Annotated in this window: 14 protein-coding genes; 7 read left to right on the top strand and 7 right to left on the bottom strand. The window is 66.0% G+C overall.

From position 1 onward, the window contains the following. Positions 1–36: 36 nt before the first annotated feature. Complete coding sequence (locus ACSQ8Y_RS06785) at positions 37–990, top strand: hypothetical protein (protein ID WP_436265694.1); 954 nt, start codon at positions 37–39, stop codon at positions 988–990. Positions 991–1,078: 88 nt separating this feature from the next. Here the strand turns inward: ACSQ8Y_RS06785 and ACSQ8Y_RS06780 are convergent, their stop codons facing one another. The 7 genes from ACSQ8Y_RS06780 to ACSQ8Y_RS06750 are packed head-to-tail and all read right to left on the bottom strand — an operon-like array spanning position 1,079 to position 7,386. After that, complete coding sequence (locus tag ACSQ8Y_RS06780) at positions 1,079–3,166, bottom strand: flagellar biosynthesis protein FlhA (protein WP_436265693.1); 2,088 nt, start codon at positions 3,164–3,166, stop codon at positions 1,079–1,081. Further along, the gene (locus ACSQ8Y_RS06775) at positions 3,163–4,302 is read right to left on the bottom strand and encodes an EscU/YscU/HrcU family type III secretion system export apparatus switch protein (protein ID WP_436265692.1); all 1,140 of its coding nucleotides are present in this window, start codon (positions 4,300–4,302) and stop codon (positions 3,163–3,165) included. The genes ACSQ8Y_RS06780 and ACSQ8Y_RS06775 overlap by 4 nt, the downstream gene beginning before the upstream one ends. Continuing rightward, positions 4,295–5,077: a flagellar biosynthetic protein FliR gene (locus ACSQ8Y_RS06770; RefSeq protein ID WP_436265691.1), complete on the bottom strand. Its 783-nt coding sequence runs from the start codon at positions 5,075–5,077 to the stop codon at positions 4,295–4,297. The genes ACSQ8Y_RS06775 and ACSQ8Y_RS06770 overlap by 8 nt, the downstream gene beginning before the upstream one ends. Positions 5,078–5,089: 12 nt before the next feature. Continuing rightward, positions 5,090–5,362, bottom strand: coding sequence for a flagellar biosynthetic protein FliQ (locus tag ACSQ8Y_RS06765; protein WP_436265690.1), 273 nt, complete (start codon positions 5,360–5,362; stop codon positions 5,090–5,092). Between the two features lie 14 nt (positions 5,363–5,376). Continuing rightward, the gene (gene fliP, locus ACSQ8Y_RS06760) at positions 5,377–6,135 is read right to left on the bottom strand and encodes a flagellar type III secretion system pore protein FliP (RefSeq protein ID WP_436265689.1); all 759 of its coding nucleotides are present in this window, start codon (positions 6,133–6,135) and stop codon (positions 5,377–5,379) included. Further along, positions 6,132–6,515, bottom strand: coding sequence for a FliM/FliN family flagellar motor switch protein (locus ACSQ8Y_RS06755; protein WP_436265688.1), 384 nt, complete (start codon positions 6,513–6,515; stop codon positions 6,132–6,134). The genes fliP and ACSQ8Y_RS06755 overlap by 4 nt, the downstream gene beginning before the upstream one ends. A 4-nt stretch (positions 6,516–6,519) precedes the next feature. Beyond that, positions 6,520–7,386 (bottom strand): FliM/FliN family flagellar motor switch protein, encoded by an 867-nt coding sequence (locus ACSQ8Y_RS06750; RefSeq protein ID WP_436265687.1) that lies wholly within the window; start codon positions 7,384–7,386, stop codon positions 6,520–6,522. A 495-nt stretch (positions 7,387–7,881) separates the two neighbouring features. Here ACSQ8Y_RS06750 and ACSQ8Y_RS06745 point away from each other — a divergent pair, with 495 nt between their 5' ends. The 6 genes from ACSQ8Y_RS06745 to fliJ all read left to right on the top strand — a co-directional run bounded on the left by ACSQ8Y_RS06745 (position 7,882) and on the right by fliJ (position 13,581). Continuing rightward, positions 7,882–8,247, top strand: a complete 366-nt coding sequence (locus ACSQ8Y_RS06745) for a flagellar hook-basal body complex protein FliE (protein WP_436265686.1) — start codon at positions 7,882–7,884, stop codon at positions 8,245–8,247. A 95-nt stretch (positions 8,248–8,342) separates the two neighbouring features. Continuing rightward, positions 8,343–10,115 (top strand): flagellar basal-body MS-ring/collar protein FliF, encoded by a 1,773-nt coding sequence (gene fliF / locus ACSQ8Y_RS06740; protein WP_436265685.1) that lies wholly within the window; start codon positions 8,343–8,345, stop codon positions 10,113–10,115. After that, a complete protein-coding gene (locus tag ACSQ8Y_RS06735; RefSeq protein ID WP_436265684.1) occupies positions 10,099–11,121 on the top strand; it encodes a flagellar motor switch protein FliG in 1,023 nt (340 codons plus the stop codon). The genes fliF and ACSQ8Y_RS06735 overlap by 17 nt, the downstream gene beginning before the upstream one ends. After that, a complete protein-coding gene (fliH, locus tag ACSQ8Y_RS06730; RefSeq protein ID WP_436269770.1) occupies positions 11,121–11,822 on the top strand; it encodes a flagellar assembly protein FliH in 702 nt (233 codons plus the stop codon). Before ACSQ8Y_RS06735 ends, fliH begins: the two co-directional genes overlap by 1 nt. Beyond that, on the top strand, positions 11,819–13,129 hold the full coding sequence (fliI, locus tag ACSQ8Y_RS06725; protein ID WP_436265683.1) for a flagellar protein export ATPase FliI: 1,311 nt from the start codon (positions 11,819–11,821) through the stop codon (positions 13,127–13,129). The genes fliH and fliI overlap by 4 nt, the downstream gene beginning before the upstream one ends. Continuing rightward, entirely contained in the window at positions 13,126–13,581 is a 456-nt protein-coding gene (gene fliJ / locus ACSQ8Y_RS06720) for a flagellar export protein FliJ (RefSeq protein ID WP_436265682.1), read from the top strand. The genes fliI and fliJ overlap by 4 nt, the downstream gene beginning before the upstream one ends. The last annotated feature ends 41 nt before the right edge of the window (positions 13,582–13,622 follow it).

Here is a 13,622-nt window from a genome sequence, read left to right as displayed (position 1 = left end):
GGCTTTTTTTATTTGTAGGCAATACGAGCTTACTCTATGGCAATAGAACGACTTACGCCTTCCGCCCCATCGCTCAACATCCACGACAGGATGGTGCGCGAGCAGCCAGGCCAGAACCAGGCGATCCCGCCGGTGGCCAACGTGCCGGGCGAGGAAGCCAGCTTTTCGCTGCCCCCGGGCCTGTCGCAGGCACTGGGCGGCGTGGTCGTGGCCGACGCGCAGGAAGCCCTGCTGGCCCAGCCGGGCCTGCGCTCGTTCGCCAACGCCGCGCAGGCGCAGGCCGCCAGCCTGGCCGACCCCGCCGCGCTGCGTCCCGATCAATTGCAGATGTCGCGCCAGCTGGTCTGGCAGCAGCCCGACGCCACCACCATGGCCATGTCCTGGGCGGTGATGGTGCGCACCTACGGCGAACAGCGCGCCGCGCTGATGGAGCAGGCCCACGGCCGCCGCCTGCCGTCCGGCCTGTTCATGACCGAGCACGGCCAGTCCGCCATGCGCGAGGGCCGCGCCGCGCCGCAGCTGTTGAACGAAATGGAAACCTGGCGCTTCGCCGTCTACGCCTGGGGCGCCGAAAAGCTGGTGCTGCGGGTGGTCTCGCGCGACCCCGGCCAGCCGGACGAGCCGCGCCGCCGCCGCGCGCGCGTGGCGATCCGGCTTGAATTGCATCTGGAAGGCCTGGGCAAGGTGCTGGTGCAGATGGAGCCGGCCGGCGAGGGCGTGGTGCTGGAGATCGGCGCCAACCAGAACGCCAGCATGGCCTTCATGCGCGAAATGCTGCCCGAGCTGGCCGCCATCGTCACCCGCAACGGCCTGACCCTGGTGCGCTGCCACCTGATGCGCGAACTGGCGCCGGTGCGCGAGGAATACAACAATCCCACCCGGGTCCAGACCGCCATGCTGACCCAGTCCATCTTCAAGGCCATGGCCGAGACGGCCGTGCTGCTATCCCAGCCGCAGCAGCCCAAAGACCTGTTCTCCGAGTCGGCCTGAGACAGCTCATTCCCGTGAAAACGGGAAACCAACCATACTCAACTTCCATACGCCCCATGGATTCCCGTTTGCACGGGAATGACATGCCCTAGCCCACCGTGCCGATAATGCTCACTTCGCGGTTCTCGGGCACCTCGTTGTACGACAACACGTTCAATCCCGGCGCGAACAATCGCGCGTAGCGCGCCAGCAGCGGCCGGATCTGCGGCAGCACCAGCAGCAGCGGCGGCGTGGCCTGCTGCTTCATCTGCTCGCGCGCGACCGGCATGTTCACCTGCAGCTGGGCCAGCAGGTGCGGGTCGATCGGATAGTTGTCCAGCACCACCTTGCCGCTTTGGCGGGCCTGGTTCAGCGAACCGAGCAGCATGTTCTCCAGCTCGCCGCCCAGGTTGAAGGCCAGCATCTCGGACTTCTGCCCGAACAGGCCGGTGACGATCTGGCGCCGCAGCGCGCAGCGCACCTCGGCCGCCAGCAGGATGGGGTCCTTGGTGGTCTCCGAGCTGTCGAGCAAGGTGGTGGCGATCGGCACGATGTCCTTCAGTGACACGTTCTCGGCCAGCAACACGCGGAACACGCGCAGCAGCTGGGTGTGGGTCAGCGCCTTGTCGAGCGAGCCGGCCAGCTTGGGCGAGAGCGCCGTCAGGCGTTCCAGTATCGCCGGCACGTCCTCGTGGCGGAACAGCTCGGGCAGGTATTCGCGGATCAGCTTGGAGACGTGGGTGGCGATGGCGCTCGGCGCCTCGACCACCTGGTAGCCCAGCCCGAGCGCGTTGGCCTTCTCGCTGACGTCGATCCACGTCACCGGCATGCCGTAGGCCGGCTCGACGCCGGGGATGCCGTCGATCTTGCCGTACACGGTGGGCGACGGGATGGCCATCAGGCGGTCCGGGAACACCTCGGCCTGCGCCACCACGCTGCCGCTCAGCATGACCGCGTACTGCGACGGCTTCAAGCCCAGGTCGTCGCGCACGCCGATAGGCGGCAGCACCATGCCCATCGCCTCGGAAAGGCTCTGGCGCACGCCGCGCACGCGCTTGCTCAGCGGTTCGCCGTGGGCCTTGTCTATCATGCCCACCAGTTTGTAGCCCAAGGACAGCTGCAGCGGCTGCACGGCCGGCAAGCTCTGCCACTCCAGCTCGGGCGCCTTCTCCTCGCGCAGCGCGGCCTCGATGGCCTGGATGGCGCTGGTGTCCGGCACCTTGACCTGGCGGCTCAAACGCCAGGCCACATAGCCCAGCGCCAGCGCGAAGGTCATGAACATCAGCCACGGCATGCCCGGCACCACGGCCAGGACCGCCATCAGGCCGGCCGCGCCGCCGATCACGCTCGGCGAGGTCAGCAGCTGACCCTTGACGGTGTCCTCGAAGTCGCCGGCGTCGCTGATGCGCGTCACCAGGATGGCCGAGGCGGCCGACAGCAGCAGCGCCGGGATCTGCGCCACCAGGCCGTCGCCGATGGTCAGCAACGCGTACTGGCGGAAGGCGTCGCCGAAGGACATGTCCTGCATCAGCGAACCGATCGCCACGCCGCCGACCATGTTGATGATCAGGATCAGGATGGAAGCCACGGCGTCGCCGCGCACGAACTTCGAGGCGCCGTCCATGGCGCCGTAGAAGTCGGCCTCGTTGGCCACGTCCTTGCGCCTGGCCTGGGCTTTTTCCTGGTTGATCAGGCCGGCGTTCAGGTCGGCGTCGATCGCCATCTGCTTGCCCGGCAAGGCGTCCAGCGTGAAGCGGGCCGACACTTCCGAAATCCGCTCGGCGCCCTTGGTCACCACCACGAAGTTAATGATCATCAAGATCACGAACACCACGATGCCGACCACGAAGTTGCCGCCGATGACGACGTTGCCGAAGGCCTCGATCACCTTACCGGCCGCGTCCGTGCCCTGGTGGCCGTGCAGCAGCACCACCCGGGTCGACGCCACGTTCAGGGTCAGCCGCATCAGGGTGGTGGCCAGGATCACCGTCGGGAACACCGAGAAGTCGAGCGGCCGCTTGGCCGACACGCTGACCAGGATCACGATCAGCGCCAGCACGATGTTGAAGGTGAACAACACGTCCAGCAGCACCGGCGGCAGCGGCAGGATGATCATCCCCAGGATGGCCATCACGAACAGCGGGGTGGCGAACTTGTGACGGCGCATCTCTGCGATTATCTTGTTCAGGAGATTCATGCGGGTTTGACCTCACTCATGGAAGCTGGCACGGCGACTTCATTGGGGAAATTAGGCTCGGCGTTGCGGCGTCCGGCACGGAAGGCCTTCAGCTGCAACACATAATTCAGCACTTGCGACACGGCCTGGTAGAGCTGCACCGGAATCTGCTGGTTGACCTGGCTGGTATTGTAAATGGCCCGCGCCAATGGCGGCAGGGGCAAAATCTCGATCTCGTGTTCCTGCGCGATCTGGCGGATGAACAGCGCCATCTCGTCGACGCCCTTGGCCAGCACATAGGGCGCCTCGGCGCGGTCCTCGTCGTACTTGAGCGCGACCGCGTAGTGCTCGGGGTTGACGATCACCACGTCCGCGTTCGGCACCGTCTTGCGCGCGGCGCGCTGCGACAGCGCGCGCTGCAGCTGGCGGATGCGCTGGCGCACCTCGGGCCGGCCCTCGTTGCTCTTGTACTCCTCCTTCAAATCCTGCTTGCTCATGCGCTGGTTCTTGGCGAAGAAAAAGGCCTGCGCCGGCACGTCCAGGATGGCGAACATGATGAACACCGACACCAGCGCCATCAGCCCGTCGAGCATCAGCGCCGAACCATTGAGCAGCGCCTCGTTCAGCGGCATGCCCTGCAGCCGCGTGTAGCCGCCCATGCTGGTGGTGGCCACGTGCACCAGCACCCAGATCAGCACGCTGGCCTTGGCCAGCGACAGGCCGAACTCGAAGGCATGCTTGCCGGTGAACAGGCGGCCCAGGTTGGCGATCGGGCTGAAGCGCTCCAGCTTGGGCTCCCAGTGCTTGCTGGAGAACACCCAGCCGCCCGGCACCATGGCGCCCAGCACGATGGACAGCGGCACCACGAACAGCGGCAGCAGCATCTTGATCAGCAGCCACATCGACGTCATGAAAATGGTCGACAGCGTGTTCTCCAGCGCGCCCTGGCTGTCGAAGCGGGCGAAGCTCTGGTGGAACAGCTCGCGGAAGTCCGTCAGGTAGCTGGGCAGCAGCCAGATGAACAGCTTCAAGGTCACCAGGATGCCGAGCGCGGTCGCCAGGTCGCGCGAACGCACCACCTGCCCTTCCTGGCGCGACTTCTTGAGCTTCTGTTGTGAAGCCTTTTCTGACTTGTCGCCGGTGCTGCTCTCAGCCATGGTGGGCCACCTGCATCTGTTGCCGTATCATTTCCAGCACCCGCCCCGTCATGCGGATGTAGTGCTCAGGGATGAAGCGCACCACCTGGCCCAGCATCAGCAGGCCGAAGATGGTGATCACCGAAAAACCCAGCGCGAACAGATTCATGGTCGGCGCCACCCGGTTCAGGAAGCCGAAGCCGATCTGCACCACCATGGTGGCGAACACGATGGGCACCGCCAGCAGCATGGCGGCGGCAAAAATCCAGGCCACGTTCCAGGCCACCGTCTGCAGCAGCAGCGGGTTGTAGCCGCCGCCCAGAGGCCAGGCCTGGAAGCTGCCGCCGATCACGCCGGCGATCACCAGGTGGCCGTCGATGGCGAAAAACACGATGATGGTGAGCATGGACAGCAGCGCCGACACCACGTCCGACGACTGGCCGTTGACCGGGTCGTTCATCACCGCCATCGAAAAACCGATCTGGCTCGACACCAGGTAGCCCAGCACCATCATCACCGACATGCTGAAGTGGAACGCCAGCCCCAGCACGCCGCCGATCACGGCCTGCTCCACCGTCACCGCCACGCCCTGCAGCGACATCGGGTCGATGGACAGCGCGTTCTGGGTCAGCGGCAGCATCAAAATGGACAGCACCAGCGCGAGCAGGATGCGCACCGTCACCGGCATCATGGCCTCGCCCACCACGGGCGCGGCGCTCAGCACCGCCAGCACGCGCACGAAGGGCCACCACCAGGCGTTCAGCAGAGGCAGCAACTGGGCCAGCACCGATTCCATGGCCGCTCCGCCCTACCCTACCAGTGTCGCGGCGCGGGTGAAAATGGACACGCAGTAATCCATCAGGTAGCCGGCCATCCAGCGCCCGGCCAGGATCAATGCCAGCAAGGTGACCAGCAGGCGCGGCAAGAAGCTCAGCGTCTGTTCGTTGATCTGGGTGGCGGCCTGCACCAGCGCCACCAGCAGGCCCATGATCAGGCCGGGCACCACCAGCACCAGCACCAGCACCATGACGATGTGCAGCGATTCGACGATCAGGTCGACGGCGATGTCGGGAGTCAGCATGTCTGGTCGCTCCGCTAATAGGCCTGGATGCTGGTCACGAGCGTGTTGACGGTCAGCGTCCAGCCGTCCACCAGCACGAACAGCAGCAGCTTGAAGGGCAATGAAATGACCAGCGGCGAGAGCATCATCATGCCCATCGCCATCAGCACCGAGGACACCACCAGGTCGATGATGAGGAAGGGGATGAACAGCAGGCAGCCGATCTGGAACGCGGTCTTCAGCTCCGAGAGCACAAAAGCGGCCAGCTTGACGGTGAAGGCGTGCTCGGACGGCTTGTCCACCTTGTCCTCGCCGGCCAGGTGGGCGATCTGCTTGAGCGCGGCCTTGCTGGTCTGGGCCAGCATGAAGCGCGAAATGGGCGCCTCGGCGATCTTCAAGGCCTGCTCCAGGCCGATCTTGTCCTGGTCGTAGGGCACGAAGGCGTCCTTCCAGACCTGGTCGCCGATCGGCCGCATCACCAGCAGGGTCAGGATCAGCGCGACGCCGGTGACCACGCGGTTGGGCAAGCCCTGCTGCAGGCCCAGGGCCTGGCGCAGCAGCGACAGCACGATGACGAAGCGGGTGAAGCTGGTCATCATCATCACCAGGATGGGCAGCAAGCCCAGCAAGGTCATGATGATCAGGATCTGGGTCTTGACCGTCAGCTCGGTCTTCGCCCCCGGCACCACATTGGCCAGCAGGTCGACCGCGTGCGCCGGCATGCTGCACAGCAGGCCGGCCAGGCACAACAGCAGCAAGGCGCCGGGCGTGCGCCCGCGCAACGCCAGGGTCATGGCGCCATCATGTCGAGATTCAGGCCGTCCAGGTCGATTACCTTCAAACCGTAGTTCTCGCCAGCCACCACCACCTCGGCGCGGCCGATCGCGGTGCCGTTGACCTTGATGATCAGCGGCTCGCCGGCCAGCAGGTCGAGCTCGACCACGCTGTCCGGACCGATCGCCATCAGTTCCTGCAGCGAGATGCGGGCCGAGCCCACCTCCAGGGTCAGCGTGACGGGGATCTTGCGCATCATCTGCGGCAGTTCGCGGCGGTCGCGGGCGCTGCGCGCCGGCGCCACGTCGGCCAGGTCGCTGCTGACCTGGTCGATGATCATTTCTTCCGACATGTCCTCCAGCAGCGCGTCGCTGGTGCTGTTTGCGTTGATGTTCATCATGGGTTTATTCGACGTCTTCAAAAGAGGTTAAACAGAGCTTGCCTTTGTGCTCGCTCACGGCGGCCGTAAACAGGCGCGAGTCGTCGAGCAGCACTTCGGCCCGGTGCATGGTGATCGGGATCACGTCGCCGATCTGCAGGTCGAACAGCTGGCCCAGCTGCATTTCCTTGCTGACCAGGCGGCCCTGCAGCGACACCGGCAGGCGCGCCGCGAGCGGCGTGCTGTTGCGCAGCGCGCGGCGCTGGTCGCGCTCGGGTTGCAGGCCGCGCAGCACGCTGGCCATCAGTTCCTTGTCGAGCGCGAAGAAGAAGCGCCCGCTGAGCGGCGCGCTGCCTGCGCTGTCGGGGTCGCTGACCGCGACGCTGATGATCCAGCCGCCCTTGGCAGGCGACACGCCCGGCGAAGGCTTGAAGCCGTCGTCCGCGCCGGCCGGCTTGTCCAGCGCCGGCAAATTGAGCTCGATGCGGCCGGCCAGGGTGCCGGCCAACTGTTGCCCCAGCACCACAGCGAGGCGCTCCTCGGTGGCGGTCAGCTTCACGCCGGCCTCGTCGGCCGAGGCGTCGCTCTTGGCGCGGCCGTAGCGATAGTTCAGCACCGCCAGCAGCACCTTGCGCTCGAGCGCGAAGGCGATATTGCCGGCCGGCGCGGAGAAGTTGGTCCAGCGCAGCCTGCCGTCGGCGTCGCCCAGGCGGCTGAACTCCACGCCGTCGACCTGGAAGCTGCCCCAGTAGCGGCGGTTCACGTTCAGGCGCATGGCCTGGCGCAGGTCTTCCTTGAGCTGGGCGGCGAATACGGGCAACCTGTGCACCGGCCTGCCCAGCAGGCACGGGTCCAGGACTTGATGTTGCGCAGTCTGTTTTATGGTGGTCATATAGGATCTGATCGGTACGCGGTCGGTACACCGGGCCGTACAAGGGCCATAGCGTCACCGCATGCCACATCCTAGCTTAAAAACCGTTGCCGTAGCTAGGAAGTTGACGGTCGCCAAGCTTACAGGAAAACGGTTGATGTTGCTATGCATCAATATCACCAAATCCCACCAATTAAGGCTTTACAGAAAAGTTGCTAGCTAGTAAGCTTATTCGTAGCATGACCCGCTTCCCGCGAGGCTGCAACAAAAATAGTCTGCGGTGTGCTTAGTCCATGATTAAAAAGGAAATTCTGTCGTTTTCCTGTGTCAAGCACAGCCTTTTTTGTTGTTTCGCTGCACGCCGGTACGCCGAACTAATTTCCAGCATGTATCATTCCCTGAGTCCGCTTTTACACGCGTCGCAGCCAGTGCATGAGCCTGGCAACGACAGGATATGGCCGGCATGGGGCTATGGTAGCCATGTGTGAGCAACGATGCAATTAAGTGGAGGTGGATATGGCCAATGACTTTGCCAGCTTGATCCAGGCGGATCTGGCTACCCTGACCAATGCCGCGGCCGACCTGTCGGGCAGCGCCGTGGCGCCGGCCGCCCAGTTCGCCGATCTGGCGGGCCACGCCGGCGGTGCCGGCAACAACAGTTCCTTCTCGTTCGCCCAATCGATGCGCGACGCTGTGACCCGGGTCAACAACGACGACCAGATGGCGGCCCAGAAAATGGCCGACGTCGACGCCGGCCGCAGCGACGACCTGGTCGGCGCCATGCTGTCCAGCCAGGAGGCCAGCCTGTCCTTCTCGATGCTGATGCAGGTGCGCAACAAGGTGATGGGCGCGGTCGACGAGCTCATCAAGCTGCCGCTGTGACGGCGGCACGGCCGGGCCCGCTGTAACGGCGGCGCCGGCCCGGCCAGCACTCCCCTTTTCGATTTCGTTTATTCCTTTCCACGGGAAAGTCCATAGTGATCAACACCATCAAGTCCGCATTCGGACGCTGGCGCTCCGGCGCCGGCGAGTCGCCCGCGCTGCCGCCCGCCCTGCTGAAGAACCTCACCCCCATCCTGCTGCTGGCGATCGGCCTGACCGCGCTGGTGCTGATGGTGCTGTGGAAAGACCAGTCGGCCTACAAGCCGGTCTTCGGCGCCCGAGAGAAAGTGGTGGCGGCCGACATGATGACGGTGCTGGACGGCGAACACATCCCCTACCGCGTGCACCCGGACAGCGGCCAGGTGCTGGTGCCCGAGTCCATGCTGGGCAAGGTGCGCATGCTGCTCGCGTCGAAGGGCGTGACGGCCCAGCTGCCGGCCGGCCTGGAGCTGATGGACAAGAACGACCCGCTGGGCGTGTCGCAGTTCGTGCAGGACGTGCGCTTCCGGCGCGGCCTGGAGGGCGAACTGGCGCAGTCCATCATGACGCTCGACGCGATCGCCTCGGCCCGGGTCCACCTGTCCATCGCCAAATCGACCTCCTTCGTCACCAGCGACGGCGACAAGTCGTCCGCCTCGGTGGTGATCGCCACCAAGCCGGGCCGCAATCTGTCGCCGGAAACCATTGCCGCCGTGGTCAACATGGTGTCGGGCAGCGTGGCCAGCCTGAGCCCGGCGCGCGTGAGCCTGGTCGACCAGGCCGGCAACCTGCTCTCGTCCCACGTCGACCTGGCCGACGGCTTCGACTCGTCGGCCGCCAGCAACGAAAACGGCAAGCGATTGCAGGACGACATCCGCAACAACATCCGCGGCCTGCTGGGCCCCATCGTCGGCGAGGACAACTTCCGCCTCAGCGTGACGGCCTCGGTCAACAACGACAAGGTCGACGAAACGGTAGAGAAATACGGCGAGACGCCGAAAGTGACCAGCGAGGCCATGCGCGAGGAGCAGGACCGCAACCGCCTGGTGATGGGCGTGCCCGGCACGCTGTCGAACCGCCCGCCGGCCGCCGACGCCGGCAAGGCCGCCGACCCCAACCAGCAGCCGGACGGCTCGGCCAAGAAGAACGCCACCACCCGCCAGTACGCCTACGACCGCAGCATCACGCAGACCAGGCACGCCCGCGGCACGCTGGAAAAGCAGAGCATCGCGGTGGTGCTGGCGCAGGCCGCCGCGCCCTTCCCGAAAACCGGCTGGACCGCGGCCGAGCTGGCCAACATCGACAAGGTGCTGCGCAACGGCCTGGGCATCAACGCCGAGCGCGGCGACGCGCTGGTGGTGACGGCCATGAACTTCCCGCCCAAGGCGGCGGTCGTGCCATGGTGGCAGGAACGCGACACGGTGGTCGACTTCAGCGGCTGGATCATGTACGCGGTGGGCGCCATCCTGGGCTACTTCCTGCTGCTGCGCCCCATGCTGCGCCTGCTCACCACGCGCTTCACCCCGGCCGCGGCGTCGCCTGCGGCGCTGCGCAACGCGGCCGGCGGGCGCGGCGCCCACAGCGCCGAAGCCACCGTGGTGGCCGGTTCGCCGGCCGCGCTGGCGGCCGACAAGGCCGCCGCCGGCGCCCCCGCGCTGGGCTCGCCGGAGGCGGCGCAAGCGGCCGCCCAGGCCGCCGCGCTGGACGAACATGGCGGCGCCAAGCCTGGCATGCCGGTGGTGCCGCTGCTGGAAAACTACGACCTGCCGCCGACCGGTTCCTCGGTCGACGTGATGGTCGACCACCTGAAGATCCTGGCCGAAAAAGAGCCGGAACGCGTAGCCGAAGTCGTCAAACAATGGATGCAGAAGAATGGCCGATCTCAATAACGAATTGCCCGAAGGTTCGGGCCTGACTCCGGTCGAACAAGCCGCCATCGTGCTGCTGAGCATAGGCGAGGAGCCGGCTGCCGCGGTGCTGCGCTGCCTGTCGCGCGAGGAATTGCTGGAAGTGACGCAGGTGATGTCGCGCATGAGCGGCATCAAGGTCGATTCCGTCAAGACCGCGATGCAGTCCTTCTTCGACGACTACCGCGAGCAGTCCGGCGTGCACGGCGCTTCGCGCTCCTACCTGAAGCGTTCGCTGGACCTGGCGCTGGGCAACGACATCGCGAACACCGTGCTCAACAACATCTACGGCGACGAGCTGCGCCCGAAAATGGCGCGTCTGCAGTGGGCCTCGCCGAAGTGGCTGGCAGAATACATCGCCAACGAGCACGTGCAGATGCAGGCCGTGTTCCTGGCCTTCCTGCCGCCGGCCCTGGCCGGCCAGATCATCGACGCGCTGCCGATGGAGGGCCGCGACCTGGTGCTGCTGAACCTGGCGCGCCTGGACGAGATCGACCGCGACCTGCTGCAGGAGCTCGACGACCTGGTCAACCGCTGCCTGGGCAGCTTCGACAGCCAGAGCACCAGCGTCGAGGGCATCCGCCAGGTGGCCGAGATCCTGAACCGCCTGCCCGGCAACCGCTCGCAGATCGTCGAACTGCTGCGCGCGCACGACCCGGAGGTGGTGAACCAGATCGAACTGTCGATGTACGACTTCCTGATCCTGTCGACCCAGACCGAGGCCACCTTGTCGCGCCTGATCGAGGAAGTGCCGCTGGAGCAGTGGGCCATCGCGCTCAAGGGCGCCGAGCTGGCGATCCGCGACGCGGTGCTCAAGACCATGCCGAAACGCCAGGCGCAAGCGTTCGAGGACATGATGCGGCGCGCCGGCCCGGTGCCGCTGTCGCGCATCGAGCAGACCCGCCAGGAAATCATGGCCACGGTCAAGGCGCTGGCCGACGCCGGCGAAGTCGAAGTGCAGCTGTTCGCAGAAAAGGTCGTTGAATGATGAAGCAATTCCGCCCCTACCGCTTCCCGCCCCTGTCGCAGTTCGCGCCGCCGCCTTCGCGCGCCGGCGGCAACGGCGGCATGACCACCGACAGTGCCCAGTGGCAAGCCTCGGTCAGCGAAGGCTTCGAGCAAGGCCAGCGCGACGGCTACGAGATCGGCTTGCAGCGCGGCCAGGAGGACGGCTTCGAGGCCGGCCGCAACGCCGGCTTCGAGCAGGGCCGCGAGGAAGGCCGCAACGAGACCCTGGTCGGCTTCGACACCATGGCGCGCCCGGTGGAAGCCATGCTCAAGGGCCTCAAAAAACTGCGCGCCGACTACCGCGCGGCGCAGCGCAAGGAGGTGGTGGACCTGGTGGCCAAGGTGGCCCGTTCCGTCATCCGCGCCGAGCTGGCGCTGCAGCCGGTGCAGATCATGGCCCTGGTCGACGAGACCCTGGCCTCGATGCCGCCCACGCGCGAGGACATCGACGTCTACCTGAACCCGGAAGAATTGCGCCGCATCGCCGACCTGGACCCGAAACGCACCAAGCGCTGGAACCTGATCCCGGACGCCCGCCTCGACATCGGCGAGTGCCGCATCCGCGCCGGCGACAACGAGGTCGACGCCGGTTGCCACCAACGCCTTGCCGCCGTCATGGAACAGGTCGATAATCAATTACAGGCCGCCGACAGCGGCGACGAGTCCGAGAGCGAAGAATGATAGCCGATGCCTTGCGCAAGCTGGAACTGGACGCCGTGCCCATGGCCACCCCCACCGGGCGCCTGGTGGGAGCGTCCGGCCTGCTGCTCGAAGCCATGGGTTGCCCGCTGCACACAGGCCAGCGTTGCCAGATCGAAACGGTGAGCGGCGAATGGCTGGATGCGCAAGTGGTCGGCTTCCGCGACAAGCTGTCTTTCCTGATGCCGTTCAAGAAAGCCATCGGCCTGACCACCGGCGCGCGCGTCATGCCGATGGCCGAGAAAGTGAGCCTGACCATCGGCCCCGGCTGGCTGGGGCGCATGGTCAACGGCCTGGGCGAGCCGATCGACGGGCTGGGCAAGCTGGGCGGCGACTTTCCGCTCGACTACACGCCGCCGCGCGTGCATCCGCTGCGCAAGAAGCCGGTCACCGAGCCGCTCGACGTGGGCGTGCGCGCCATCAATTCCATGCTGACCCTGGGCAAGGGCCAGCGCGTCGGCCTGATGGCCGGTTCCGGGGTCGGCAAATCCGTGCTGCTGGGCATGCTCACGCGCCAGACCGTGGCCGACGTGGTGGTGGTCGGACTGATCGGCGAGCGCTCGCGCGAGGTGCGCGAATTCGTCGACATGTCGCTCGGGCCGGAAGGCTTGCGCAAGGCGGTGCTGGTGATCGCGCCGGCCGACGAGTCGCCCCTGATGCGCATCATGGCCACCGAACTGTGCCACTCGATCGCGGCGCACTACCGCGACCAGGGCAAGAACGTGCTGCTGCTGGTCGATTCGCTGACGCGCTACGCGATGGCGCTGCGCGAACAGGCGCTGGCGCTGGGCGAGCCGCCGGCCACCAAGGGCTACCCGCCGTCGGTGTTCTCGGCCCTGCCGCAACTGGTGGAGTCGGCCGGCAACGGCGAGAACCCGAACGGCAGCATGAGCGCGATCTACACCGTGCTGGCCGAGGGCGACGACCAACAGGACCCGGTGGTCGACACCGCGCGCGCCATCCTGGACGGCCACATCGTGCTCACGCGCGAACTGGCCGAGCGCGGCCACTACCCGGCGATCAACATCGGCGCCTCGATCAGCCGCTGCATGAACCAGGTGATCGCCAAGGAACACGTGCTGGCCGCGCGCCTGCTGAAGGCGTCGATGGCGCGCCACGACCGCGTGCGCGACCTGATCCCGCTGGGCGCCTACGTGCCCGGCGCCGATCCGGTCACCGACAAGGCGGTCAACCTGCATCCGCATATCGAAGAATTCCTGTGCCAGGGCACCAGGGAAGCGGCGCCCTACAACGCTTGCGTGGACACGCTAGAAAGGCTGATGGCATGAGCGACACCAAAACCCAGGCTGGCCACATGATACGCAACCTGTCCACCCTGGTGGACTTGCGCAGCGGCGACGTGCAGCGCCTGCAGACCGAGATGGCGGCCAAGGAAAGCGTGCGCGAACGCTACCAGAAGAACCTGGACCGGCTCACCGGCCTGTACCAGAACAGCGGCGCCAGCGGCAAGCTGCCGATGGCGCTGGCGTCCAACTGCGGCGACTACAAGCAGGCCGTGATGCAGATGGCCGACAGCCACCGCCTCGACCTGTCGATGCACGAGGCCGACATGGCCGTGTCGCAGCGCGCGCTGACCGCCGCCTACGTCAAGCGCGAGGTGCTGGACCAGGTGCTGCAGAAGAAACAGCAGGCCGTGGTGCAGGAGGAAAGGCAGCAGGAACGCAAACAGCATGACGAACTGGCAACGCAACTGTGGTTGCGCAGTCAAAAACCCGGCTAAACAGAATAAATTTCATAGGGAAACACTTTAGGTCGCCTGTT

The sequence above is a fragment of the Pseudoduganella sp. LjRoot289 genome, assembly GCF_964252925.1.
Taxonomy (GTDB): Bacteria; Pseudomonadota; Gammaproteobacteria; order Burkholderiales; family Burkholderiaceae_D; genus Rugamonas.
The sequence above is the reverse complement of the archived record's forward strand: the minus strand, read 5'-3'. Positions and strand labels throughout refer to the sequence as shown.